The organism is Bacillus sp. 03113 (assembly GCF_006546985.1).
Classification (GTDB): domain Bacteria; phylum Bacillota; class Bacilli; order Bacillales; family Cytobacillaceae; genus VATK01.
The window spans coordinates 67,788-93,403 of the sequence record NZ_VATK01000013.1 but is presented as its reverse complement, the minus strand read 5'-3'; the positions used below and the strand labels follow the sequence as shown (position 1 = coordinate 93,403).

Annotated in this window: 22 protein-coding genes and 1 riboswitch; of the genes, 7 read left to right on the top strand and 15 right to left on the bottom strand. The window is 36.4% G+C overall.

Annotation, left to right across the window (positions count from 1 at the left end):
- Positions 1–424: 424 nt before the first annotated feature.
- The 4 genes from mgtE (at position 425) to FDO66_RS13855 (ending at position 5,801) form a co-directional block, all read left to right on the top strand.
- The gene (gene mgtE / locus FDO66_RS13870) at positions 425–1,783 is read left to right on the top strand and encodes a magnesium transporter (RefSeq protein ID WP_141433256.1); all 1,359 of its coding nucleotides are present in this window, start codon (positions 425–427) and stop codon (positions 1,781–1,783) included.
- Positions 1,784–1,943: 160 nt separating this feature from the next.
- Positions 1,944–3,113 carry an FtsW/RodA/SpoVE family cell cycle protein gene (locus tag FDO66_RS13865; protein WP_141433255.1) on the top strand — a complete coding sequence of 390 codons (1,170 nt, stop codon included), beginning with the start codon at positions 1,944–1,946 and terminating at the stop codon, positions 3,111–3,113.
- Between the two features lie 457 nt (positions 3,114–3,570).
- Positions 3,571–4,029 carry a Dps family protein gene (locus FDO66_RS13860; protein WP_141433254.1) on the top strand — a complete coding sequence of 153 codons (459 nt, stop codon included), beginning with the start codon at positions 3,571–3,573 and terminating at the stop codon, positions 4,027–4,029.
- A gap of 138 nt (positions 4,030–4,167) precedes the next feature.
- A riboswitch (cyclic di-AMP (ydaO/yuaA leader) is annotated at positions 4,168–4,299 on the top strand.
- Positions 4,300–4,481: 182 nt separating this feature from the next.
- The gene (locus FDO66_RS13855; RefSeq protein ID WP_141433293.1) at positions 4,482–5,801 is read left to right on the top strand and encodes a TrkH family potassium uptake protein; all 1,320 of its coding nucleotides are present in this window, start codon (positions 4,482–4,484) and stop codon (positions 5,799–5,801) included.
- Positions 5,802–5,851: 50 nt separating this feature from the next.
- On the opposite strand, the gene FDO66_RS13850 is transcribed toward FDO66_RS13855, so the two are convergent.
- Positions 5,852–6,694: a TIGR03943 family putative permease subunit gene (locus FDO66_RS13850; RefSeq protein ID WP_141433253.1), complete on the bottom strand. Its 843-nt coding sequence runs from the start codon at positions 6,692–6,694 to the stop codon at positions 5,852–5,854.
- 18 nt (positions 6,695–6,712) lie between these two features.
- Complete coding sequence (locus FDO66_RS13845) at positions 6,713–7,579, bottom strand: permease (protein ID WP_141433252.1); 867 nt, start codon at positions 7,577–7,579, stop codon at positions 6,713–6,715.
- 349 nt (positions 7,580–7,928) lie between these two features.
- On the opposite strand from FDO66_RS13845, the gene FDO66_RS13840 reads away from it, so the two are divergent.
- A complete protein-coding gene (locus FDO66_RS13840; protein WP_141433251.1) occupies positions 7,929–8,324 on the top strand; it encodes a sporulation protein in 396 nt (131 codons plus the stop codon).
- Positions 8,325–8,446: 122 nt separating this feature from the next.
- Here the strand turns inward: FDO66_RS13840 and FDO66_RS13835 are convergent, their stop codons facing one another.
- Complete coding sequence (locus FDO66_RS13835; protein WP_309475284.1) at positions 8,447–9,844, bottom strand: S1C family serine protease; 1,398 nt, start codon at positions 9,842–9,844, stop codon at positions 8,447–8,449.
- 142 nt (positions 9,845–9,986) lie between these two features.
- Positions 9,987–11,429 (bottom strand): HAMP domain-containing sensor histidine kinase, encoded by a 1,443-nt coding sequence (locus FDO66_RS13830; protein WP_141433250.1) that lies wholly within the window; start codon positions 11,427–11,429, stop codon positions 9,987–9,989.
- A 218-nt stretch (positions 11,430–11,647) separates the two neighbouring features.
- Here FDO66_RS13830 and FDO66_RS13825 point away from each other — a divergent pair, with 218 nt between their 5' ends.
- The gene (locus tag FDO66_RS13825) at positions 11,648–13,117 is read left to right on the top strand and encodes an ABC transporter permease (protein ID WP_141433249.1); all 1,470 of its coding nucleotides are present in this window, start codon (positions 11,648–11,650) and stop codon (positions 13,115–13,117) included.
- Between the two features lie 14 nt (positions 13,118–13,131).
- A complete protein-coding gene (locus FDO66_RS13820) occupies positions 13,132–13,827 on the top strand; it encodes an ABC transporter ATP-binding protein (protein ID WP_141433248.1) in 696 nt (231 codons plus the stop codon).
- 177 nt (positions 13,828–14,004) lie between these two features.
- Here FDO66_RS13820 and FDO66_RS13815 read toward each other — a convergent pair whose 3' ends face one another.
- The 11 genes from FDO66_RS13815 to FDO66_RS13765 all read right to left on the bottom strand — a co-directional run bounded on the left by FDO66_RS13815 (position 14,005) and on the right by FDO66_RS13765 (position 25,528).
- Positions 14,005–14,793 carry a TIGR00266 family protein gene (locus FDO66_RS13815; protein ID WP_141433247.1) on the bottom strand — a complete coding sequence of 263 codons (789 nt, stop codon included), beginning with the start codon at positions 14,791–14,793 and terminating at the stop codon, positions 14,005–14,007.
- A 144-nt stretch (positions 14,794–14,937) separates the two neighbouring features.
- The gene (locus tag FDO66_RS13810) at positions 14,938–15,648 is read right to left on the bottom strand and encodes a serine hydrolase (protein ID WP_181444578.1); all 711 of its coding nucleotides are present in this window, start codon (positions 15,646–15,648) and stop codon (positions 14,938–14,940) included.
- A 126-nt stretch (positions 15,649–15,774) separates the two neighbouring features.
- Positions 15,775–16,737 (bottom strand): ABC transporter ATP-binding protein, encoded by a 963-nt coding sequence (locus tag FDO66_RS13805; RefSeq protein WP_141433245.1) that lies wholly within the window; start codon positions 16,735–16,737, stop codon positions 15,775–15,777.
- Positions 16,727–17,668 carry a C40 family peptidase gene (locus FDO66_RS13800; protein WP_141433244.1) on the bottom strand — a complete coding sequence of 314 codons (942 nt, stop codon included), beginning with the start codon at positions 17,666–17,668 and terminating at the stop codon, positions 16,727–16,729. The genes FDO66_RS13805 and FDO66_RS13800 overlap by 11 nt, the downstream gene beginning before the upstream one ends.
- The gene (locus tag FDO66_RS13795) at positions 17,665–18,765 is read right to left on the bottom strand and encodes a dipeptide epimerase (RefSeq protein WP_141433243.1); all 1,101 of its coding nucleotides are present in this window, start codon (positions 18,763–18,765) and stop codon (positions 17,665–17,667) included. Before FDO66_RS13795 ends, FDO66_RS13800 begins: the two co-directional genes overlap by 4 nt.
- A 107-nt stretch (positions 18,766–18,872) precedes the next feature.
- Positions 18,873–19,796 (bottom strand): S66 peptidase family protein, encoded by a 924-nt coding sequence (locus FDO66_RS13790; RefSeq protein WP_141433242.1) that lies wholly within the window; start codon positions 19,794–19,796, stop codon positions 18,873–18,875.
- Positions 19,797–20,084: 288 nt separating this feature from the next.
- Positions 20,085–21,698, bottom strand: a complete 1,614-nt coding sequence (locus FDO66_RS13785) for a peptide ABC transporter substrate-binding protein (RefSeq protein WP_309475283.1) — start codon at positions 21,696–21,698, stop codon at positions 20,085–20,087.
- 105 nt (positions 21,699–21,803) lie between these two features.
- The gene (locus FDO66_RS13780; RefSeq protein ID WP_141433240.1) at positions 21,804–22,802 is read right to left on the bottom strand and encodes an ABC transporter ATP-binding protein; all 999 of its coding nucleotides are present in this window, start codon (positions 22,800–22,802) and stop codon (positions 21,804–21,806) included.
- 5 nt (positions 22,803–22,807) lie between these two features.
- Positions 22,808–23,758, bottom strand: a complete 951-nt coding sequence (locus FDO66_RS13775; protein WP_141433239.1) for an ABC transporter permease — start codon at positions 23,756–23,758, stop codon at positions 22,808–22,810.
- Between the two features lie 2 nt (positions 23,759–23,760).
- Positions 23,761–24,690: an ABC transporter permease gene (locus tag FDO66_RS13770; RefSeq protein ID WP_141433238.1), complete on the bottom strand. Its 930-nt coding sequence runs from the start codon at positions 24,688–24,690 to the stop codon at positions 23,761–23,763.
- 13 nt (positions 24,691–24,703) lie between these two features.
- Entirely contained in the window at positions 24,704–25,528 is an 825-nt protein-coding gene (locus FDO66_RS13765; protein WP_141433237.1) for a M55 family metallopeptidase, read from the bottom strand.
- Positions 25,529–25,616: the final 88 nt, after the last annotated feature.

The window sequence follows — 25,616 nt, the reverse complement described above, 5'->3', positions numbered from 1 at the left end:
CCGAGCAGCTAGGCGCTGGTCGATTAAAAACGCCACATCCTGTGGCAACATCGGCACTAGTACGTCCTGTATGTCGGAGCTAGACACTGGTCGCAGTTCCGAAAACTTAACTCTTAGCCTTTAAGAAATGTGAAGATCATGAAAGCTAGATAATCAATGTACTTCATTAGGTTAGTTTTTAATCTTTTATTGAGACTATCTGTAATACCAATACGACTCTTATCTGTCCATTCTCCACTTCATATTTTACCAAAAAGCAAACACAATATCTTATATTATTTTTTCATTAAATTTTTTTATAAAAAAAATAATTTCCAAATAGTTTTTTATTTTTACAAAACTTTCATTTCAATTAAGTTTTATATTTCATATAATAATCATGGAATGACAACCTATGACATCTCGAGGAAGGAGCGTGAGAAGTATGATTAAAAATCTTTCAGAAAACCAAATCACACTTCACGTAATAAAAGCATTAAAAGAAAACAAGAAAAATGAATTTGAGCTCATCGTAGATGAACTCCAGCCGTATGATATTGCTCAAATTTATGAGAACCTTCCCGAAAAGCATAGGACCAAATTCCTTCTTTACTTAAATATCGATTTATTAGCGAAATTAATTGAAGAACTGAATCGTGATCAACAAATCGAAGTTTTAAATAAGCTTGGGATCGAAAAAACTGGTAAAGTCCTTGATTTAATGGATAATGACGATTTAGCTTCTTTATTGGATGATTTATCTCCAGAGAAAATGGAAGCACTTTTAGCTGGAATGAAACTGGAAGAATCAAAAATCGTTCAAGACATTATGAACTATCCAGCTGAAACAGCTGGACGTCTAATGACGAATCGGTTTGTATGGATTCGCGATTACTATTCCGTTCGTGAAGCTGTCGATAAGCTAAAAACGTTTGCCGAATTTGCTGAAACCATTAATTATCTTTATGTCATAGATCATGATCGCAAGCTTGTAGGTGTTGTGTCTTATCGAGACTTGCTTATCGCTGAGCCCCAAGAGATCATTCGCAATATTATGTACGAACGTGTTATTTCCGTTTCTGTCACAACCGACCAAGAAGAAGTTGCACATATCATTCAGAAATATGATTTCCTAGCTATTCCAGTTGTAGATGAAAACGAAACCCTTATGGGGATTGTTACATTCGATGATATGATTGATGTTGTCATGAAAGAAGCAAATGAAGACATAGAGAAGCTATCAGCATCTGGAAAATCCATTGATTTTGACACAAAAGCTTTTGTCGCTTCCTATAGAAGATTACCTTGGCTTATTCTTCTCTTATTTATAGGACTTGTTTCTGGCAGTATCATTAGCAGCTATCAAGCAACTCTGGAAAAAGTAGTAGCTCTTGCTTTTTTTATGCCAATGATATCTGGTATGACAGGAAATACTGGGACCCAATCGCTTGCTGTTGTCGTACGTGGACTTATTTCACACGATATTGATAAAAAGACCGTTTCTAAGCTTGTTTTTCGAGAGTTACTAGTTGGTGCCATTATAGGGCTTTCATGTGCCATTCTCATCTCCTTGATCGCCTATTTTTGGCAAGGAAATCCTATATTAGGTTTAGTCGTAGGCTGCTCGCTCTTTTTTACATTAATCATAGGGACACTAGCAGGAACAGTTATTCCACTTATCCTTTATCATTTTAAAATAGATCCCGCCGTTGCTTCGGGACCTCTCATTACAACATTGAACGACATATTTTCACTCGTGATTTACTTTGGAATTGCAACTATGTTTATAAAACATTTAATGTGAAATAAAAAGTGTCAATCATCTTTTTAGGTGGTTGGCACTTTTTATTTCATCTTTCCTAACGATTTAGGAAACCCTTGCTTCTACTGTTTCGTCTATAAATACATACATAGAAATTTATGACAAATTTTTTATTATATTATTGAAATAAGGTGTGTATTCTATGAAACGATCATCAAAACCAATAGATCGATTTGATTGGACATTATGCTTACTTTTGCTCTTATTTTTTATTGTTAGCTGCGTTGCCATCTATAGTGCACAACAAACAGCAATACCAAAGGACAATTATTTATTTAAACAAATCCGATGGTATGTAATAGGAGTCATTATTATAGCAGGATTTATGTACTTTGATAGTGAACAAATTAGAAAAATCACTTGGGGACTCTATGGATTTGGGATTATTCTACTGTTTATTTTAGCTGTCTCACCAATAACGAAATTCACACCCTCTATTAATAATGCACAAAGCTGGTTTAAGCTTCCGTTTATTGGTACCATTCAGCCTTCAGAATTTATGAAAGTTTTTCTAATCCTGGCATTAGCAAATATCGTTTTTCAGCATAATGAAAAAACGATAATCAAAACGTTGAAGACAGATTTTTATTTATTAATTAAAATCGGTTTCATTACTTTTCTGCCAATTGTTCTTGTTATGTGTCAGCCTGATTTAGGTACTTCTCTTGTCATTCTGGCTATCATGACAGGTATGATATTTGCTTCAGGAATTTCTTGGAGAATTATTTTACCTATTTATGGAATGGGAGCTACTATCGCTGGAACGATTTTATATTTTGTAATATGGGCTCCAAGTATACTTGAAAAGTACTTACATGTAATGCCATACCAATTTGATCGTATATATTCTTGGTTAGATCCAGCAAGTAATCCAACTACTGGGTATCAATTACTAAATTCTTTAAAAGGAATCGGTTCAGGACTATTAACTGGGAATGGGCTTGGGGATAGTAAAGTGCATATACCTGAGAATCATACTGATTTTATTTTCAGTGTCATTGGAGAAGAATATGGATTTATCGGGAGCAGTATTGTTGTTAGTTTATTTTTCCTATTAATTTATCATTTAATCAAAACTGCTTTGGATACAACTGATTCCTTTAATACATATTTGTGTGTAGGTATCATTTGTATGATTACTTTTCACGTATTCCAAAATATCGGGATGACGATTCAAGTCCTTCCAATTACAGGAATTCCACTTCCGTTTATTAGTTATGGTGGAAGCTCTTTAATGGGAAATATGATGGCAATGGGATTAATATTTAGTATACGATTTCATCATAAATCGTATATGTTTTCTTCAGAGTAAGAAAAGCGGAAGCGCCCTTGCTCATCGATGTAAAGTACTGAACTGAATCGAGTGGAGATATAGGAGAGTCGAAGGACGGTAGTCGTTCGTTCTCGACTTATCGTAGACGAGATGAGGGAAGCACTTCTAGTCGATAGGGTGCTGGTCGATTAAGAACGCCACGACCTGTGGCAACATCGGCACTAGTACGTCCTGTACGTCGGAGCTAGACACCAGTCTACCTTCAAAAAATTATACTTTCCTAAAAATAAAAGAAAATGCTGCTCACTATGAACTAAGAGCAGCTGTTTCTTTTATTAATACAGAGCATACATTTTGGGTACTTTAAAAAAAGATCTTTCATTCCTTTAACAGTTTTGATTATATTAAATATAAATTTAAAATTATTTTAATTTAGTATTGATTTTAATTTAATATTTGATATAATTAACTTATAAATAATTAGGAGGTAATAAAAATGGCAGTTCAATCTACAGTAACTACTCAATTACAAGTTTCATTAAACACGCAAATCGCAAACTGGAGTGTACTTTATACGAAGCTTCATCATTTCCATTGGTATGTAAAAGGTCCTTCATTCTTTACCCTTCACGCAAAATTTGAAGAATTATATGATGAAGCAGCTGGAGTTGTCGACCAAGCTGCGGAACGTTTATTAGCTATTGGCGGAGAACCAATTTCAACTTTGAAAGAATTTTTGAATACAACAACGTTGACCGAAGCATCAGGTGAAAAAACAACGAATGAAATGGTTGCCTCTCTTGTAAAAGATTACAAACAATTAAATGAAGAATTAAAAGCTCTTGCCGCTCTTGCGGAATCTGAAAATGATTCAGTAACACACGATTTCGGGATCGAACTTGTGGAAAAAAATGATACACATATTTGGATGCTAACTGCATACTTAGGTGAATAAATTAATAATATTCTTTTTATTTAAAAAAGTCAGTGATTATTATCACTGGCTTTTTCTCTTATTCGAAAAAAATACACTTCTTTCCAAGCAACGATTGACAATCCTTCACACGAGTAGTATTTTTAGATCATCAAAAACACTAAAACCTTGCTGAATCTTATTTAAGACCGGGGGAACCACTTAACTCTAGGGGTGTATCTTACTTTGTAAGAGGAGATCTCTCATTCTCTAACCCGACAGCTAACCTCGTAAGCAATTGAGAGAAGGGCCAATACATATTATATTGACCATTCTTATCTATAGATTTGAATGGTTTTTATTTTTTATTTTCAAAACAGCACTTTCCCATCTTGAAATTTTACATAGCGAAAGGAGTTATATTTCATTCATAATGACTATTAAAAAAAAATCAAACAAGCTAGAAAAAGAAGGGATTTAATGTGATTAAAAATATGAAGAGAAAAAATATAACGATGAATCCAGCTCAATTGCTTATTTTTATTTTTTTGATATTTATTTTAATTGGCACCGCACTATTAAAACTGCCCTTTGCAACAACAGAAACAATTTCTTGGCTTGATGCACTTTTCACGACAACTTCTGCTATGACAGTAACAGGACTTGTTGTATTTGATACAGCCACAGTCTACACCTATTTTGGAGAAATTGTCATCATGTGCTTGATTCAGCTTGGCGGACTAGGTATTATGTCTTTTGCAATTCTAATTTATATGATGCTAGGGAAAAAAATTGGTTTTAAAGAAAGACTGCTCTTACAGCAAGCTCTAAATCAAACCTCTATTGGAGGGGTCATCCGCTTAGTTCGAAATTTATTTATTTTTTCTTTCACTATTGAACTTGTAGCTGTCATTCTTTTAAGTGTAAGATGGGTTCCACAATTCGGGTGGGCGAAAGGAATTTATTATAGCTTTTTTCACTCTATTTCTGCTTTTAATAATGCAGGTTTTGCTCTATGGGAGGACGGCTTAAGTCAGTTTGTTGGTGACCCAGCTATTAATCTCATCATTTCTCTTCTGATCGTTGTTGGAGGAATAGGCTTTACTGTATTAGCTGATCTTATCCATGCTAAAAACTTTCAACAGCTATCTTTACATTCCAAATTAATGATTATTGGCACTCTAGTGATTAATGTAGTTTCAATTATTATCATCTTTAGTCTTGAATATAATAATACTCGTACAATTGCGCAGCTTCCCCTTTCGGATAAGATATGGGCTTCTTATTTTCAAGGGATTTCTCCTAGAACAGCTGGCTTTAATACGATTGACATGACAGGAATAGAGGATCCAACAGCATTTTTTATGCTTTTCTTAATGTTTGTTGGTGCTGGCAGCGGCTCGACAGGTGGTGGAATTAAGCTCACGACCTTCATCATTATGATTCTAGCTGTGATCACCTTTACAAAAGGAAAAAAAGAGATTGTTCTTTTCCGCAGATCAATTCATCCATCTTATGTTTTAAAAACCTTAACGATTGCTATGATCTCAATCATGGCCATTTTTATCGCCGTATTTATCTTATCAATAACGGAAAAAGCTCCTTTTATCAAAATCATCTTTGAAGTTATATCTGCTTTTGGTACGGTAGGTTTATCGATGGGGATTACAAGCAGTTTAAGCGTCATAGGGAAATTAGTGATCATTCTTGTTATGTTTATTGGGAAGCTTGGTCCGCTTACGTTAGCCTTTTCATTAGCTAAGCCTTCTAAGGAAAAAATCCGCTATCCAAATGAAGATGTTTTAACTGGTTGAAAAAATGACTCAATAACATTGTGCACTGCACTTGTTATTGAGTCATTTTTTTAATATGTTCTATAAACATACGGGTCTTTCGGCTGGCTTATTGTTTGCCACGAGGTTACCTTTATAATCGGGATTGTTTTTTTAAATGGCTGATAATAGATCGTTTCTAACTTCCCGGACACCTTCAGCCATTCGTCATTTTTTACTTTCAAATCATCTGGGAATTCCACGAGCATTCCATATACGCCTGAATCAGCAATACAATGAATAATTCCAAAGCGAAATAAGAACAATTGATTATTAGCAAGCTCACTCGTTTTATACGAAAAACCAGTAATCGACATGTCTCTTCCAATAAAATCTCCTGAGTAATTATAAACAGTCTCTAAGTCTGATAAATAATTATCTTCATTCAGTGTGATTTCAGGCTTTTTTAAAAGTTTTTTTAATGAGCTGTCCATTAAATCTTCATACCCTTCTTCCCCGTAGTATACACTCGTATCCGGCTGAAGAAATTGGTGCCTGCTATATGGATCATTATCATCGAATACAGGAAAATTGAAGCCTTTTTTCTCAACAATATTAGAATCAAGAGTAGCAATAGGAAAAAAGAGCCCTGATACAATCGGAAATAAGAAAATAAGATAAGTTGCCCATCTCTTCCACCATCTATTTATTTCGTGGGAATGATCATGGTCACAATGTTCATCATGACAATGAGAATGACTAGTTTCCCCTTTTTGATAAAAGTAAATCGAAATAAGAGTAAATATAAGCAAAATATAAATGGCAAACTCCGATATATACGCATACTTCATATTAATATATTTCGATATATCTCCAGATGCATGCAAATGAATAAATAAATAGGTAAATCCAATTAAGATAAATACTCGTATCATGAAAGCACCTCTTTTAGGTTAAACAAATAACGTAACCACTAAAACAGTCACTGAAATATATAGAGTTAAATATAAAACAAACTTTGCTTTAAATGTCCCAAGCAACATAACCGTATTTTTTATATCTAACATAGGTCCAAATACTAAAAATGCTACTAAGGAACCTGTAGAAAAGCTGCTTCTAAAGGAAGCTGCGACAAAAGCGTCCGCCTCTGAACAAAGTGAAAGGACATAAGCTAGTCCCATCATAACTAAATGGGAGGAAACAAAGCCATTTCCAATGTCTAATAGCATAGATGTTTTTACATAGGTTTGAACGCTTGCGGCGATAAAAGCCCCAAAAATTAAAAATTTGCCAACTGAAAAAAATTCATCAATGGAATGCTTTAGCATCCCTATAAATCTAGCCTTTAAGGATAATGATTTCATTTGAATAGAATCATCATTTTTTAACTGAGATGTTTTAAATTGTGCTGCTAATATAAAACCAACAATGATTGCCACGATAAATGCTAGTCCACCTCTATAAAATACCATTTTCCAGCTATTCCCGAATGCAATGTAGGTTGAGAACAATACAATAGGGTTAATGACTGGACCTGTTAGCATAAAGGCAATCGCTGCATGGAGTGGGACACCTTTTGTCATTAACCGCTTTGTAATAGGGACAATTCCACATTCACAAGCTGGAAATAACGCACCTATAACTGAAGCGAATAAAACAGATAAGAAACGATTTTTTGGAATAAGTCTTGCCATCATTTGCTCCGTTACAAACATTTGGATCGTTCCTGAAATTAGTACACCGATTAATATAAAAGGCAAGGCCTCTATCAATATACTTATAAAGATCGTATTCATTTGTAAAAAAGATTCCATATTCATACTAAAACTCCTTAACGCCTTCACATGCTTTTGTTAATTGAGTGTAAAAAAAGCGTTTATTTTCTTAAATATATGTCAATAGTGGTGATAATCATTGACAGTGATAAAAAAAATCTTTTATACTTTTCGTAATAATATAGCTCGTTTTAAAGGGGAGTAGCTAAACAATAAGGTCGTGCTTACATGTAAATCACTGGCTTTATTCACTGAACAACTATGTTGTCGCTGGACCTTTGCCAATATAGAACATATTTTGGCAAAGGTCTTTTTGTATTCGTAACACATATACTATATCTATGTGAAAAAGGTGCTTAACCTAATCTAACCTACAAAAAGGAGAGGAACTTTTTTGTTATTAAGAAAATATATGTGTCAATTGGGCATTGGTTCTGCAAAGGTTGATCTAATTATTGAGAAGTCTGGATATATCTCAGGAGATATTGTAAAAGGTGAAATTTTGATTCAAGGTGGCACAATTGAACAAAAGATGAATCGAATTGAATGTGATCTAGTCGTTTCAAATCAACTCGAAAAAACGGAAAAAACGATTGTCACAACCAAAACGATTTTGAGTGCTAAAGAAATTCAATCCGACGAAAAAACCAAATTTACGTTCGAATGCCATTTGCCTGAGGATTTAGCGCCTTCATCCAAAGTAATCTCCTATCATTTTAAAACAACCCTTTTCTTTGAAAAGGGAGTAGAAAGTCTTGATTTTGACCCTATTCAAATCTATAACAAATAAACCCTTTTCCGCAAGATGAAATGTTACCCAGCAAAATTGAGAACCCCACCTATACCGTTAAATAGGTGGGGTTCAAACAGGTAGAGTAAATTAATGACATTTTGCTTTCTGAACGATATTAATTAGCTTTGAGCATTATTGCTAGTCAAAGTGACATAGACCATTTTTAATTTTCCTTGATGATACACTTGAAGCTCTACTTTGTCACCAACCTTTGATTTATTATACAAGTATTTTCTTAAATCAATGGCCCCTTCCACCTTGCTGCCATTAATGGAGACAATGACATCCTGAGCTTGCAATCCAGCTTTAGCTGCGGCAGAATTCGGATCTATATTGGTTATAACTGCCCCTTTATCTACATTATCAGGTAAAGTAGGCATATACATTTGTGGAACCTCTTCTAAATCAGCCAAACCAACACCTAAATAAGGCCGAATAATTTTACCGTCTTTAATGATTTGATCAACAATTGGAATTAAATCGTTACTTGGAATAGCAAAGCCAAGACCTTCTACACCGCTTTCTGAAATTTTCATACTATTGATCCCAATTACTTGCCCTGCTGCATTGATAAGTGCTCCCCCACTATTCCCAGGATTGATCGCTGCATCTGTTTGAATGACATTTAAGTCCCAATTTCCTGCAGAAGTAGAAGCTGTTACACTTCTATTCACCGCACTAACTATCCCTTGTGTCACGGTTCTTGATAAATCAAGACCAAGCGGATTTCCAATAGCCCATACAGGATCACCAGGTCGAAGAGTAGTTGAGTCCCCAAAATGTATCACATCTGTAACATCTTTTGAATCGATTTTTAATACAGCTAGATCTGTTAGTGCGTCCGACCCAATTAATTTTGCTTCCACCTTTTTACCGTCATAAAGGGAGATTTCAACTTTTGAAGCCCCTTCAATAACATGATTATTGGTTACGATATAAGCGGTGTCCCCCTCTTTTTTAAAAATAATTCCAGATCCAGATCCTTTTTGAACAGTCTGTGAGCTTTGGGAATAGAAATCATTTTGTTTTTGATAATTCACGATTCCTACAACCGCTTTTGATGCTTGCTCTACGATATCCGCAATTGAAGAATTCGCTGGTGCTGCTGTTGGCTGAGTTTTAACATTGGATGAGCCTGATGTTTTTTCTTGATTACTAACAGCAGCATTCTGCTGTTCAATTTTTTGATATTGCTCTTTAAAATAATCCGTATGGGGAAATGCAAACAATGTTATACTTGATCCTAATATTCCAGATGCAAGAATAGCAGCAAAGCCTTTTAAATTGCCTTTTTTTCTTTGCTTGTTCTCTCTTGACATGACGGTTCCTTCATCAATTGGAACGGTCTCCTTCTCATTCATTTTATCACCTATGACTGGCTCTTCTTCCCGCTCTTCACTCATTCGATGCTCCTCCATTTCGTTTTCTACATGGTCAATCATGTCTTTCATATCCGTCGCTTTATTATTTACACTTTCGTCTATATTGTTAAGCTCTTTTCTATTCATTTCATCCATGATAAAGGCCTCCTTTATATCTTTCCCTGTCATTATCATAGCTCTAAGTTATTACCAAATTATGAACAAACTTTTAATAGTTCAGGAAAGAAATATTGAAAATTAGTGAAATAGGACCTTCCAGATCGGAGGTCCTATTTCATTATTCATAAGTATGTAAACTAGTTGGGAATGGAAATCGAATGACAAATTTTGTTCCTTGTTCTTTTTGACTTGTGACTTCAATTTCCCCATTGTGGAGCTGAACTAATTTTTTTACAATCGACAATCCTAGACCAAACTCACCATAAGGATTGCTTGTCCTGGAAATATCAGCTTTATAAAACCTTTTCCAAATGTTTTCAATTTCTTTCGGTTCGATTCCAATACCAGTATCTTCAATTTCAATGATGGTTTCTTTATAGCTTGCCATACCACGCAACCAGATTGTTCCATTTTTTGTGAATTGAATACTATTCTTCGTAATATTGATTAAAATCTGTACCAATCTGTCATAATCTGCATAGACAATTATATTCTCATCTACTTCTACGATGAGCTTCGTCCGCTGATCCTCAGCTTGCAAAAATAATTGCTCTTTAATAATTTCTAATACTTCCATGACCTGAATATTTTCTTTGTTTAATGTAATTTGATTTGAACGAATTTTATCATAATCTAAGTTCTCATTTACTAAACGTATTAATCTTTTTGTTTCATGACTGACTAAACGCATTCCCTTTTCTTTTTCTTCTTCAGGAATCATATTGTTTCTCAACCCTTCAATTACGCCACTAATGGTTGTCAAGGGGGTTCGAAGCTCGTGAGAAACATCAGACATGAATTGTCTCCTTCTATTCTCTAAACTTTCAATTTCTTCCATCGATGAATGAAGCTTTACTACCATATGATTAAAATCATTCGCTAATTCACCAATTTCATCAAAATCAGAAGCCGGCACATGAACCGTAAAATCTCCAGAAGATACAAGAGAAGCCGCTTCTTGAATTTTCTTGATTCTATTGACATGAATTCTAGATAAAAGCCAGCTGAGTAAAAGCGATACAGATAGAGCAATAATCACTGTATAGAATAAAAATTTGTTAATCTCCGATATCATTTCTCTAGATCCACTAATTGGAGAAAATAAAAAAATCCCTCCTACGAATTCACCATCAGACACATATGGCATCGCAACAAAAGTTACCTCTTGATCAAATCGTCTAATATCTTGCCTAATGACGACTGTTTGACCATTTTTAATTTGCTTCCATATACGTTCCCATTCCTCTGCCGTCGTATCAATTTTAGGGAATTTCCCAACTGGCAAGATCGGCAGTAACCTTCCATTTTCATCAAATATAACAAAGTGTATCTTTCTACCATCTAATACATTGTAATATTGCAGCAATACATCTCTCTGTCGGAATTGATTGAGCTGCATATCCTTCCATATGTGCCCACCATACTGCTCCAATTCCTCAACTTTATTTTGATACACCTGTGTTTCCACATAGTAAGCGAATAATAGGCTTAGTACTAAAAAAGCTACAATGATGACACTGATATGACTAATGAATTGCTGATAGATATATTTCATTCTCATTTTCTTCCACCATCTTATTCAATTTATTACCTACATAAAGAGCCTAGAAGATATTGCCCTCATACTCATTAAAACGAATGAAGAGCTGATTGGCAACACATTCAAAAGATTTCTCATTTTATTAATGTCTGTGAAATAGTTTGGTCATACTTTTTTCAAATTTATTAAATAAGCTTGTTAACATCAAGATTTCATTTTTGCAAATAAGGAGAGTGTGTATGAATTTTTTAAAGCGATCGTTTCTGAATGTTAAAGCTCGAAAAGGGAAAAGTTTATTACAAATTTTTATTTTTTCAGTGATTTGTATTTTAGTATTATCTGGTCTTTCTATTCAATCAGCTGCAGAAAAAGCTAGTGATTTAGCAAGACAAAAGCTCGGTGGAGATGTTACGTTACAAGTTGATATGGAAAAAATGAGAGAAAAAATGCAGAGTTCAGGCTCACAGCTACGATTTGGGCGTGAACCTATTCCTGTCAAATCGGCGGAAGAACTTCTGTCTTACTCTCAATTAAAAGGGTACAACTTTTATTCTTCTACTTTAGGGAAAGCCAATAGCTTTAATCCAATTGAAAATGAAACATCGGGTACAGAGGAAAATACAAATCAATCAAATACCGGTCAACCTGATGGAGGTAGAATGCCAGGCGGGATAGCAAATGCAGATGTAAGCATTCAAGGGGTTTCTTTTACCGACTCTGTACAAGAGTTTTTAGACGGTAATTCCAGCATAACGGATGGGAATCATATTACAGACAATGATTTAAATTCAAATGTTGCTCTTGTTGAAAAAACGTTAGCAGAAGAAAATAATTTAAAAATAGGGGATACCATAAACGTATCCTCTGCAAGGGATGAGAGTACTTCAGCAGAATTAAAAATTGTTGGGATCTATGAAACGTCTTCTTCAGGTGATGACCAAGCCATGAATTTTACTGCAATGAATCCCTACAATAAGATTTATGTTCCATACACCGTTGCGAATACGTTAAAAGGGACAGATTACAAAGACACGATAGATAATGCGGTTTATTATATGAAGGACCCTGCTAAAATGGATAGCTTTGTTTCTGAAGCAAAGAAAAATAGCAGCATTGATTTTAATACTTTTAAACTGGATGCAAATGATCAGTTATACCAACAAATGATGGGCCCGATTCAAAATGTCGCCTCTTTCTCTAAAAATGTGGTCTACTTAGTAACCATTGCAGGAGCGATCATACTTGGATTAATTGTCATGATGTCTATCCGGGAAAGAAAATATGAAATGGGTGTTTTGCTTGCGATTGGGGAAAAACGCTGGAAACTTATTGGCCAATTTATTACTGAAATTTTAATGGTCGCTGTTATCGCTCTTGGGATTGCAACGGTTAGTGGAAAGGTCGTTGCCGATAAAATAGGCGATCAACTATTAAGCCAAGAGCTGACCGCACAAACTAATGAATCTGCCTCATCTCCTGCATCATTCGGTGGTCCTGGAATGGGATTTGGAAGAGGGATGCAAGGAATGCTGGGAATGCGAGTACAACAGCAAGTTGATCCTGTCGACGATCTGCAAATCGAGGTGACATCTCATGATCTGGGCATGTTGTCCTTAATCGGGTTTCTAATCGCCGTACTATCTGCTTTACTGCCATCTTTATCTGTTCTGCGTTTACAGCCAAAAACCATTTTAACAAAACAAGATTAAGAGAGGGAGATTACATGAGTACTTTACTAGAATTTCAAAACGTTAACTACTGGTATAAACATGAAAATAAGAAACACGAGATCTTAAAGGATATCAATATCACTTTTGATAAAGGAAAGTTTTATACTGTTGTTGGTCCCTCAGGATCCGGTAAAACAACTTTTCTCTCACTGGCAAGTGCATTAGATATACCGAAAGAGGGCAGTATCCTATATGCTAAAAAAGATATAAAAAGAATTGGTTTAACAAAATTTCGAAATAGGTATGTATCGATTGTTTTTCAGTCGTATAATCTCCTTCCATATATGACAGCATTACAAAATATCATAACCGCTATGGAGATTACTCATTCATCACATAAAAATAAAAAAGCGTTTGCTTTAGAAATACTTGAAAAAGTAGGGATATCCGATAAGCAAGCAAGACAGAAGGTTTTAACGTTAAGTGGAGGACAGCAGCAACGTGTTTCGATCGCCCGTGCCTTATGCTGTGATGCAGAATTGATTGTAGCAGATGAGCCAACCGGCAACCTCGATGAAGATACTGCCAGAGAAATCGTTAGGCTGTTTCAAGATTTAGCTCACAAGGAAAATAAGTGTGTGATTGTTGTTACTCATGATCCGCAAATTGCGGAAATATCCGATATTACTGTAAAGCTATCAAAAGGAAACTTTACTATTTCTAATAAATTGAATCCTACCATGGTATAATATGAATAAGGGACTGATTTTTCAGTCCCTTTTACATTTAACCCTCGTTAACGGGCAGTTATCCCCAGCTAGTTACGACTACTGCTGAGTTCTAGCCCTGTAATTGTCTTATTGAGAAACATTAATTTTATTCTAGTGAAGATGGGTTCACTAGATCAAAATTATAAAAGCTGCTCATCATTTTCCATCCAATAAATTAAACAAGCCACCGGCAATGCTGCCTTCATCCTTTGTTCCGCCACCTTGAGGCATCGCAGCAAACACACGACTTGCTAAACGGCTGAATGGAAGAGATTGAATCCACACTGAACCTGGTCCTCTTAATGTTGCGAAAAACAGTCCTTCTCCTCCAAACAAAGCTGTTTTGATCCCTTTAACAAATTCAATATCATAGTTAACATCCTTTGTCATCGCGACTAAACAGCCTGTATCAATTCGAAGCACTTGACCTGGAAGGAGATCTTTTTTAATAATCGTTCCGCCTGCATGTACAAAAGCCATGCCATCTCCTTCAAGCTTTTGCATAATAAAGCCTTCTCCACCAAAGAAGCCTGCCCCAATTTTCCGTTGAAATTCCACTCCGATTGTTACACCTTTTGCCGCAGCGAGAAAGGCATCCTTTTGGCAAATCACTTTGCCACCTAATGTACTCAGATCCATGGGAATGATTTTACCAGGATATGGTGATGCGAAGGAAACATGCTTTTTTCCTTGTCCTTTGTTCGTAAAGGTCGTCATAAACAAGCTTTCGCCAGTTAGCATGCGTTTTCCTGCACTAAAAAGCTTGCCCATTAACCCTCCTGATGATGAACCTCCGTCTCCGAAAATCGTCTCCATATGTATGCCATCTTCCATCATCATCAATCCGCCAGCTTCTGCAACCACTGTCTCATTTGGATCTAATTCTACTTCTACAAATTGCATATCATCGCCATAAATTTTGTAATCTATTTCATGATTGTTCATTGGTAACCCTCCATATATGCATTGTGATGTAAGTCCATAAACCTATTTTATTCGATTTTTTCTATTTAAGCTAATTTTGTATAAAAAATATTAGCACCCTTCAACACTTAAAAAATCGTTCTATGACTAAAGTCAACAGAACGATTAATATGTATTCACTAAATAATTATTTACTAGCTTCCCAATTTGCCTGATGGTCTCTCTGCCATCTTCTTGGGCGGAAAGCTGATCAATTAACACAGCCATATACACTGTTATTCCATTATATTGAATAATAGCACAATCATGCTCTATTCCTTCAAGCTCCCCCGTTTTATTAGCAATCCATCCCTTTTCAAGATTCATGTAAGCTGGAAGTTTCTCTTTAAATTGCTGCTTTCGCATCATCGACAGAATCTCTTCCTTACTCTCTTTAGATAATAAGCTCCCTTTATAAATCTCTTTTAAGCATGTTCCTATATTAACTGCACTCGTCCAATTATCTTTCCCTAATTTAATCGCATCTAGATCCATCATTTTCCGATTCAATCTCGTACTAGTCAGATTTAATGCTTTAATGCATTGATTAATCTCATGCCATCCGATAAGGTCAATTAATTGATTTGTTGCCGTATTATCAGAAACAATAATCATTAACGTCATCAAATCATGGATAGTAAAAGAAGCTTTGCTAGATAAAGAAAATAGCACACCTGCTCCACCGACTTTTTCTTCCTTTGAAATCGAAACTAACTGCTCTACGTCTAATTTTCCCTCTTCTTTTTGACGAAAAGCTTCTATTAAGATAGGTACTTTAATCAGACTAGCAGCAGGATAAGCTTGTTTACTATTTATTTCAATAATTTCTTTATCCATTTCAATCCATATACTCACTCGCCCTTGGCACTTCTTTACATGATCATTTATATTACTCTTGAATTTGTCAATATCCATTTTTCACTTCCCAAGAGCAGATATTTTTTTACGTTGATCTGTCTTATCTCAACCATATAAATGACAAGCAACAAAGTGGTTGGTTTTAATTTCTTGCCACTCTGGTTTCTTCTTTGCGCATGTATTCATTACATATGGACACCTTGTTCTAAATACACAACCACTTGGCGGGTTCAGAGGGCTTGGCAAATCACCTTTTAAAATGATCCGCTCACGCTTATCCTCGATATCAGGGTCAGGAATCGGAATCGCAGACAATAATGCTTGTGTATAAGGATGAAGGGGGTTCTTATACAATTCTTTACTTTCGGTTAGCTCTACCATATTTCCTAAATACATCACACCGATTCGATCACTTATTTGCTTAACCATCGATAAGTCATGGGCAATAAATAAGTAGGTTAGCCCTTTTTCTTTTTGCAGTCTTTTCAGTAGATTTACCACCTGTGCCTGTACAGACACATCTAATGCCGAAATAGGCTCGTCCGCAATAATAAATTCAGGATCTAATGCAAGTGCACGAGCAATACCAATTCGTTGCCGTTGTCCGCCACTGAATTCATGAGGGTAACGGTTAGCATGTACACCGTTTAATCCGACAGCCTCAAGTAATTCAACAACTCGTTCTAATTGGTCTTTTTTATTTTTATAAAGACCATGAACTTCCATCGGCTCTGCAATGATTTCTCTCACTGTTGAACGAGGGTTTAACGAAGCGTAAGGATCCTGAAAAATCATTTGCATTTTCCTGTGAAAAGAAAATTTTTCTTTATCATTTAAAGTGTGGACGTTTTTCCCCTGATACAGAACCTCCCCTTCTGTCTGGTCATACAAACCAATAATTGTTCGTCCTGTTGTAGATTTACCACAGCCGGATTCCCCTACAATCCCGAAGGTCTCTCCTTTGTTTATGTGAAAGGAGACGTCATGAACTGCCTGGAGTGTTTCATCCTTCCCTAGGAAGAAAAATTTCGATAAATGCTTTACTTCTAATAGTTTTTTATTTTCCATTTTTCCCCTCCATCTCTTGCCAATAACGTCTTGCTTCACATAGCTCCGTTTCATAATCGGTTCCTGCTAATGAAATGATTTCAACTGCTTTTCCCGTTTTAGGAGCATGAATCATTTTTCCATTTCCATAATAAATTCCTACATGATGGATCCGCCCTTTTCCTTCCTCGTAAGCAAAAAAGAGTAAATCGCCTGGCATTATTTCAGTTAACTGAATTTTTTCCCCTTGAACGGCTTGCTCATGAGCATCTCTTGGAATTACATAGCCATTTGCTTTACACATCGAATAAGAAAAACCAGAGCAATCATAGCCAAATCCGCTTACTCCTCCCCAAAGATATGGCAACTGAAGAAATTGTTCACCATTTGAGACAATATTTTCACCAGATCCTTTAGGAATCGCATTCAAGGATGAGAAGATAGATGCATCTTCTTTTTTTATTACCCCAGCTCCTGTAGGCGTTTGAACCTTGATCCCATCTTTTAGATCTTCTATTAATGGAAGAACTGTTTGAAAGCTTATTTCAAGTGTTTGATCAGAATCTAAATGATGCAAAATAGCTGTATTACTTTTAATCCTGGCAACAGGAGACTGATCTATCGTCCAGCTTGAAAGCTGGATTAACTGACACTTTGGCATCCAACCAGGATAGCCGTGTTCATCTTTTGATGAAGGCTGCTCTAAGACTAATACTTTTGCCCATTCTCCCATCTCTTCAACAACCAATACTTCCTGACCATAAAGCACTTGTGTTTGGACAAGATTTTGATGGCAGAGGGCTAAACGATTTTCATAATCTAACGCATTTAGCCACTCTCTTATTCTTACAGGATAACAAATTGCAGCTTGGTCCATCTCTCTCGCAGATTGATAGGATGTCCATATGGTTGCAACTGACACATTCACAAGCCATTTCTGATGTTTACTCATATGGGGACCCTCCTTTCATCAACATATACATCCTTTATTCCAAGGCCAGCTGTATTGGGTAAAGTAATTTTTCTTCCATTATAATCTATGCCGCCTTCAATCGTTTCCTTTGCCAGCATTAAAGGAGCGTCAAAGTCATAGCGAGTAATATTCTTTTTACTAGCTGCAAAATGAGCAGCCGCTGTAATACCCAGTCTCGTTTCAATCATGCTTCCTACCATGCATTCAACCCCTGAAACCTCAGCTAGCTGATTGATGATCTGCCCCTGATAAATGCCGCCAGATTTCATTAGCTTAATATTGATAAGATCGGCACTTCTCGTCTTTAATACTTCATAAGCTTGCTTCGGTGTAAAAACAGCTTCGTCAGCCATAATCAAAGTATCGACTGCATCCGTTACTTGCTTTAATCCTTCAATATTATCAGCTTTTACTGGCTGCTCTACGAGCTCGACATTTAAAAGTAAATCTTCTATTTTTCTTATCACTTGAATAGCTTCCTTTGGCTTCCAGCCTTGATTCGCATCAAGACGAATTTTAATATCCATTCCAACTCGTTTTCTGATTTCTTTAATTCTTTCAATATCCGTATGGATATCATGCTTGCCTACTTTCACCTTCAATACATTGAATCCTTTTTGGATATAGGATACGGCGTCCTCTCCCATCTCTTCTGGACCATTCACACTTACTGTATAATCTGTTTCTAATTCTTGTTTATGTCCACCTAACAACTGATATAAAGGCAGCTTACAAAATTGTGAAAGGCAATCATAAAGAGCCATATCAACAGCCGCTTTTGCACTTGAATTTCCAATCAATATCGATTGAATCCCTTGAAAAATTTCTTCGTAGTTTAGTAGAAAACGATTTATTAAAAAAGGCTTAAGAACATGATGAATCGCTGATTCAATGCTTTGAAGACTATCACCTGTAATCACAACCGTAGGCGGTGCTTCGCCCCAGCCAACAATGCCGTTATCACAAATAACCTTCACATAAATCGATTCTGCAACTTTCACGGTTCTTAATGCGGTTTTAAATGGTTTTATGAGAGGGACAGACACCCGATAGGTTTCAATTTTATTTATTTTCAATTGTGGATCACCCTTATGCCTATTTCTATTATTGCGTTATATCTCCAACAGATCATGAAATTGATTAACCTTCCATTCTTAAAACTCTATTCTCGTGTAAGTGTAGTCTATTGAATGCCGCTTTCTATAATAAATTGTTTTGAGAACGTGCTTAACTTTCCATTAGCTCCAAAAGGAATGGCGATATTGGGTGAACAATGACCTATTTTGAACCCCTTTAAAGCTGGTTTTTGAGCTAAATGCATATAATGATCAATTACCTCTTCAAGTGTTAGGGAAGGCTTTCTTTTGATAGGATGACAGTTATGAAAATCCCCAATGATGATTCCAGCTGCATCTGTGAGCTTCCCTGCCAAAAATAGGTGGTTCATCATCCCATCTACTCTATACGGTTCCTCATCAATATCTTCAATAAGCAGTAATTTACCTTTTGTGTCTATTTCAAATGGAGTACCAAGTGTGCTGACTAATAAGGAGAGATTCCCTCCTGTAATGAGCCCTTCCGCTTCCCCATCAACAAGCGATTCCAAAGGAGAAATTTGCTCATCATAGACAATTTGATGATGATCAAACAACTGCTTAAACATTTGTTTTGAAAGGGGGTCAACCTCTTCCTTTCCAATATCAGAAGCAAGCATTGGACCATGAAAAGTGATTAGCTTTGTCTTTTTGAAAATGGCTGTATGTAAAAATGTAATATCGCTGTATCCCCAAAAAATTTTAGGATGATTCTTGATAAGATCATAGTCTATCATGGAGGCAATACGACCTGTACCATATCCGCCGCATGCACAAATAATCGCCTTCACCTCTGGATCAAGAAACATTTGGTGTAAATCATCTAGTCTCTCTTGATCTTTACCAGCTAAATAGCCGTATACATTCGAAAGATTCTTTCCAAACTTCACTTTTAAGCCAAGCTCATCCAAAAAGGAAAGCGATCTTTTTAGATTTTCCTGATTAGGTGGACTCGCTGGAGCAATAATTCCAACTGTATCGCCTTTTTGAAGTCTTTCTGGCTTAATGATCATGTGTGATACACTCCTTAAAAAATCATTTTTTCCCCTCACTCTTTATTTATGAAATGAAAGGAAAAATGATCATTTATTTTTAGCAAAAAGAGATGTTCAAACGAACACCTCTTTTCTAAGAAATGCGCAAGGCGCCTGTCTATCGGTGACAAGCATAAGACGAACTGGCGGGAAAGGTGCTCTTTACCTTTCTCGCCAGTTTGGCTAGACCATAGAGCCGATGGCGCCTGGAGCTAGACACCAATCTACCTTCAAAAAATTTCTACTTTTCTTTATTAGCAAGATGACCTACTTTTTATCTGCCCATTTTAATTCTAAGTAGCCTACCGGATGACGGATAATACCAGATACAGCATCATTTTGCAGATACGGTTGATTGTAAAAATGAATCGGGATAATTGGAGCATCGTCAAAAAGAAGCTTTTCTGCTTTATACATCATTTGATAACGCTTTGTTTCATCTGATTCATTTTTTGCATCTTTAATGAGCTGGTCATATTCTGCATTACTCCAGCCAGTACGGTTCATCGATTGGCCTGTTTGAAAGCCTTCTAAGAAATTAATTGGGTCCGCGTAATCAAATAAGAAGGAGCTTCGAGATAATTGGAATTTTAAAGCCTTTTGATCTTGAGCAAAGACGTTTAGTTCCATATTCGCCAGCTTTACATCTACACCGAGATTTTCTTTGAACATTTGTTGAAGGGCTTCAGCAATTTTTTTGTGTCTGTCGTCTGTACTATAAGTTAAAGTGACTTCAGGAAGCTCTTTATAGCCTTCTTCCTCCATCCCTTTTTTAAGCAAAGCTTTTGCTTCTGTTGCATCTGTTTTTATAAGGTCCCCACTAACTTTTCTAAAATCTTTTCCAGATGGATCATTGAATCCAGGAGAAATCAAACCATGTGCTGCTTTTTCTTTATTTTTCGTTACATAGTCAACCATTTGCTTTTGATCAACTGCCATTGCAAATGCCTTGCGAATATTCTTATTTTGGAAAGGCTCTTTTGTCACGTTAAAACGGTAAAAATAAAGTCCTGCTTGATCCTCAACTTTTACTTTTCCTTCGCTATACAGCTTTTCGCTTAAATCGGCCGGTACATCTGAAGAATCAAGCTCTCCTCTTTGATACATTTGATACTCGGTATTTGTATCATCAACCATATCCCAATGTACTTTATCTAGCTTCACATTCTTTTTATCCCAATATTGATCATTTTTAACAAAAAGCATTTCACTATCATGTTTCCACTCTTTTAAGTTAAATGGACCATTTCCGACAAAAGAGTCTGCTTCTGCAAACCAATTTGGATTTGCTTTTGCTACTTTTTCATTGATAGGGAAAAAAGCTGGATTTGTGATTACACTTAAGAAGTAAGCTTGAGGGCTTGTTAACGTTACTTCAAATGTTTTATCATCAACTGCCTTCACCTTTACATCATCCGCAGAGCCTTCGCCATTATTATAAGCTTCTCCGCCTTCAATAAAGTAGCCTAAAAAAGCAGCTGCTGAACCTGTTTCAGGATCTAAAAGTCTTTTCCATGCATATACAAAATCGTTTGCTGTTACATCATCGCCATTCGACCATTTAGCATTTTTACGAATTTGGAATGTATATACTTTACCGTCATCTGATACCTTCCACTTTTCAGCTGTAGCAGCTTCTGGCTCATTTTTGGCATTCAAGCGAGTTAAGCCTTCCATTAAGTTGTTTAACGAATTCCATGAAACGGAATCGAATCCAATAGGCGGATCATAAGAAGTTGGCTCAGATCCATTGTTGAGATTTAATATTTTTTCTCCGCTATCCTTATCCTTAGAATCGCTTCCTGTGCTTTCTTTAGCTGTACAAGCAGCAAGAACAAATATTAATAATGCTGATATTACTAAACTTAAAAGCTTTTTCATCATTTCCCCCTCTTTCATTTTTAAAAATTAATTTATTTTATCGTCCTCTAATTTCCTTTTCAGAAAAAAATCGGACCATAAAGTCGAGCTTTTTATACATTTCTTTTACTTGATTTGCTGGTAAACACTTTGTGCTCTTTTATCTAGCAGCCAGCAATCAACTTGATGCTCCTTGCTTATATATGTTTTATAAGGATACATTCTTTCACAAACTTCCATCGCATACTTACACCGAGCGGTAAAAGGACAGCCGATTGGAGGTGAAAATAAATCTGGCGGGGAGCCTTCAATCGGGATAAGCTCATCCATCTCTAAATCTAGTCGTGGAACAGACTGGAGTAAGCCTTTCGTATAGGGATGCTGAGGCTCATAAAAAATCTCTCTTCTCGTCCCTGCCTCGATAATTTTCCCAGCATACATGACCGCAATTCGATCCGCTACCTGTGCAACAACTCCTAAATCATGGGTGATTAGGATAATTGATACGTCTGTTTTTTTCTGAATCTCTTTAAATAGTTCTAATATTTGCGCTTGAATGGTTACATCTAATGCTGTTGTTGGCTCATCAGCAATTAATACATCAGGTTCACAGACGAGAGCCATTGCAATGACAATTCGTTGCCTCATCCCTCCGCTAAATTGATGCGGATACTGTTTCAGTCTAACTTCTGGACTCGGAATCCCTACCAGCTCTAGCATATGAAGGGCTTGTTCCCTTGCTTCTTCCTTATGTATTTTTTTATGCTGTATAATTCCTTCTGTAATCTGATCACCAATCGTTAAGGTGGGGTTTAAAGCTGTCATCGGGTCCTGGGAGATCATCGAAATTTTTGCCCCTCTTAACTTTCTCATTTGAGGTTCCTTTACCTTCGTTAAATCATACCCATTAAATAAAACCGATCCAGCTGTAATATTTCCTGGCGGTTCTGGGATCAGCCTCATGATGCTCTGCGATGTAACACTTTTGCCGCAGCCTGACTCACCTACTATGGCAAGCGTCTCACCTTTGTATAGGTCAAAACTTACTCCCCTAACTGCCTTTACTTCTCCCCCATATGTAGAAAAAGAAACATGAAGATTCTTTACTTCTAGCACTTTATCCATAATCATCACCTCCTTAGCTTAGGATCAAGAGCATCTTGAAGTCCGTCACCGAGTACGTTAAATGCAAACATCGTTAAAGAAATAAAGAGAGCTGGAAAAAAAAGACGCCACCATTGTCCTGTTAAAATAGCGGATAACCCATCACTTGTCATGACTCCCCAGCTTGCAAAGGGTGATTGAATCCCTAAGCCTAGAAAACTTAAAAAAGCTTCCGCAAAAATGGCAGATGGAACGGTCAGTGTCATTTGAACAATGATAGGACCCATTGTATTTGGGAGTAAATTTTTTCTAAGAATTCGGGATGTTTTTGTACCAAATGTTTTCGATGCGAGAATAAATTCATAATTTTTCATTTGCAGCACCTGCCCCCGAACAATACGTGCCATTCCAACCCAGCCAGTGACAGAAAGAGCAACAATTATAGTCGTTAATCCGGCTCCCATTACAACCATTAATAAAATGACCACTAGGAGATACGGAAGACCATAAAGGACCTCGACAATACGCATTAAAATATTGTCTGTTTTTCCACCTTTATACCCGGCGATACCTCCATATATCACGCCAATGACAAAATCGATCAGTGCAGCAATGATACCTACTGTTAAAGAGATGCGTGCTCCATACCATGTTCTTGTAAAAATATCTCTCCCTAGCTCATCCGTTCCAAACCAATAGGTAGAAGAAGGAGGCAAATTTTGCTTCATAAGAGACTGACCTCCAACGGTATGAGGAGAAATGATCGGACCTATGATCGCCATTACTGCTAGGAAAATAAGAAAAATAAGTCCTGAGATTGCTAGCTTATTTTTTAGCAAATGATGCCATGTATCCTGCCAATAAGAAAGACTTGGTCTAACAACGGCTTCGGCATCTTTCTTATCCTTATTAATCGGAACAAACCATTCATCTGGAATGTCAACTATTGAATTCATCTCTTGTTTTTCCAGCCCCATAATCAACCCTCCTTCTTATATAGTTTAATTCGTGGATCGAGTATGCCATAAGCAATATCGACCAAAAATAGCATGATAATGAGAAATGTACTGTAAAAAACAGTTGTACCCATAATGACTGGGTAATCGCGGTTATTTATGCTTTCAACAAAGTATTTTCCCATTCCAGGAATAGCGAATATTTTTTCAATGACAAATGTTCCTGTTAGAATACTAGCTGCTAGAGCACCTAATAATGTCACGACGGGTAATAACGCATTTCGCAGAGCATGCTTAAAGACAATTTTTACAGGAGTTAATCCTTTTGCCCTAGCTGTCTTAATATAGTCTTGAGTCAAAACTTCCAGCATGCTTGTCCTTGTTAAACGAGCAATAATGGCCATTGGACCAGTGGCAAGAGCAATGGTCGGCAAGACCATATGCTTCCAGCTCGTCCATGTAGCTGCCGGAAAAATAGGCCAATTTACGGCAAATTGTTGAATCAAGAAGGTCGCCATGACAAAATTCGGAATCGAAATACCTAAAACGGCAATCGTCATGGCCAAATAGTCAATAATACCATTATGTTTTAATGCCGCGATGATCCCTAGAATGATTCCGGAAACGATTGCGACAACCAATGTCACCATCCCAAGTTCAAAGGAAACTGGAAAACCTCTTCCCAGCATGTCATTCACTGTTTGAGAGGATTGTTTAATCGATGGACCGAAATCAAATGTTAGGGCTGATTTCATGTACAGGAGGTATTGAATATACAATGGTTCATCTAGATGATAGTAGGACATTAAGTTCCTTTGCACTGTTTCATTTGTTGATCTCTCCTCGTTAAAAGGGGATCCAGGAATCCAATGCATTAAAAAAAATGTTAAAGTAATAATGATCCATAATGTTACAATCATGGCAAGGAGTCTTCTCATCAAATACGTTTTCATTCTCTCTCACCTTCTAACAAAATGTCGTTTTCATCGCTAATTCAGTCATCACAATCATCGCTTGATAAGCTTCTAAAATATTTTTTGCTTGAAAACGAACAATGGTTGTTCCTTCTTCTATTTCAGTACCAGGCATTAAATTTGCCCACTCCGCTTGCCCATAATTGGCAAATTCAATTCTAAGAACTGGATTTTCAGGTGGAGTTAAAGGTTTTACCTTCTCTTTATTTTCTAATGCTTCTATCACTTTTTCTTGGAGAAGCTTTCCTGCCTTTTCTGGTGTTAAAGATTTCGCAGCAGATCGAGAAACTGCTTCTTTGACGATAGCAGTCGTTACATTAGGAATAAGATCTTTTGCTTCCTTCGCTGCTTGGTCATCCCCTGCCACCATAATAACGGGCACTCCGTAATAGCCTGCAACATAAGCATTAAAGCCTAGTTCACCAACGACCACATCATTGATATACATATGACGTACGCCGTAAATCATCGAGTGAGACATTACCCCTTTCATCGATGCCCTGGAATGATAACCAATAAAGACCGCTCCAGAAAAAGTTTCATCTAATCCTTGAACCATTGAAAAAGGCTTAACATCCCCAGTAATAAGCTGAGTTTCTGGATGCAGCTTTTCAATTAAAAGATTATTCATTTTTGAATGACTATCATTGACGATGACCTCTGAACATCCATTTTGAAATGCAGCTTTTATGGCATAATTCGCTTCTTCTGTCATAATAAGGCGACTACGTTCATAGTTATACTTATGTGAGTCTACCTGAGTGTGATCAATCAATCCTGTAATTCCTTCCATGTCTACTGATAAGTAAAGTTTCATCTTTCATCCCCCTTTAAATTGGAAAACTATTATTTTATCATAATGTTATATTCCATAATTTACAATTGCAAGAAAAGCGTAAGCACCT

Excerpts from the sequence above, each read along its gene's own strand:
- mgtE (WP_141433256.1), top strand. The coding sequence starts at position 425 with ATGATTAAAAATCTTTCAGAAAACCAAATCACACTTCACGTAATAAAA.
- FDO66_RS13865 (WP_141433255.1), top strand. The coding sequence starts at position 1,944 with ATGAAACGATCATCAAAACCAATAGATCGATTTGATTGGACATTATGC.
- FDO66_RS13860 (WP_141433254.1), top strand. The coding sequence starts at position 3,571 with ATGGCAGTTCAATCTACAGTAACTACTCAATTACAAGTTTCATTAAAC.
- FDO66_RS13855 (WP_141433293.1), top strand. The coding sequence starts at position 4,482 with ATGAAGAGAAAAAATATAACGATGAATCCAGCTCAATTGCTTATTTTT.
- FDO66_RS13850 (WP_141433253.1), bottom strand. The coding sequence starts at position 6,694 with ATGATACGAGTATTTATCTTAATTGGATTTACCTATTTATTTATTCAT.
- FDO66_RS13845 (WP_141433252.1), bottom strand. The coding sequence starts at position 7,579 with ATGAATATGGAATCTTTTTTACAAATGAATACGATCTTTATAAGTATA.
- FDO66_RS13835 (WP_309475284.1), bottom strand. The coding sequence starts at position 9,844 with ATGGATGAAATGAATAGAAAAGAGCTTAACAATATAGACGAAAGTGTA.
- FDO66_RS13830 (WP_141433250.1), bottom strand. The coding sequence starts at position 11,429 with ATGAGAATGAAATATATCTATCAGCAATTCATTAGTCATATCAGTGTC.
- FDO66_RS13825 (WP_141433249.1), top strand. The coding sequence starts at position 11,648 with ATGAATTTTTTAAAGCGATCGTTTCTGAATGTTAAAGCTCGAAAAGGG.
- FDO66_RS13820 (WP_141433248.1), top strand. The coding sequence starts at position 13,132 with ATGAGTACTTTACTAGAATTTCAAAACGTTAACTACTGGTATAAACAT.
- FDO66_RS13815 (WP_141433247.1), bottom strand. The coding sequence starts at position 14,793 with ATGAACAATCATGAAATAGATTACAAAATTTATGGCGATGATATGCAA.
- FDO66_RS13810 (WP_181444578.1), bottom strand. The coding sequence starts at position 15,648 with ATGGATAAAGAAATTATTGAAATAAATAGTAAACAAGCTTATCCTGCT.
- FDO66_RS13805 (WP_141433245.1), bottom strand. The coding sequence starts at position 16,737 with ATGGAAAATAAAAAACTATTAGAAGTAAAGCATTTATCGAAATTTTTC.
- FDO66_RS13800 (WP_141433244.1), bottom strand. The coding sequence starts at position 17,668 with ATGAGTAAACATCAGAAATGGCTTGTGAATGTGTCAGTTGCAACCATA.
- FDO66_RS13790 (WP_141433242.1), bottom strand. The coding sequence starts at position 19,796 with ATGATCATTAAGCCAGAAAGACTTCAAAAAGGCGATACAGTTGGAATT.
- FDO66_RS13785 (WP_309475283.1), bottom strand. The coding sequence starts at position 21,698 with ATGAAAAAGCTTTTAAGTTTAGTAATATCAGCATTATTAATATTTGTT.
- FDO66_RS13780 (WP_141433240.1), bottom strand. The coding sequence starts at position 22,802 with ATGGATAAAGTGCTAGAAGTAAAGAATCTTCATGTTTCTTTTTCTACA.
- FDO66_RS13775 (WP_141433239.1), bottom strand. The coding sequence starts at position 23,758 with ATGGGGCTGGAAAAACAAGAGATGAATTCAATAGTTGACATTCCAGAT.
- FDO66_RS13770 (WP_141433238.1), bottom strand. The coding sequence starts at position 24,690 with ATGAAAACGTATTTGATGAGAAGACTCCTTGCCATGATTGTAACATTA.
- FDO66_RS13765 (WP_141433237.1), bottom strand. The coding sequence starts at position 25,528 with ATGAAACTTTACTTATCAGTAGACATGGAAGGAATTACAGGATTGATT.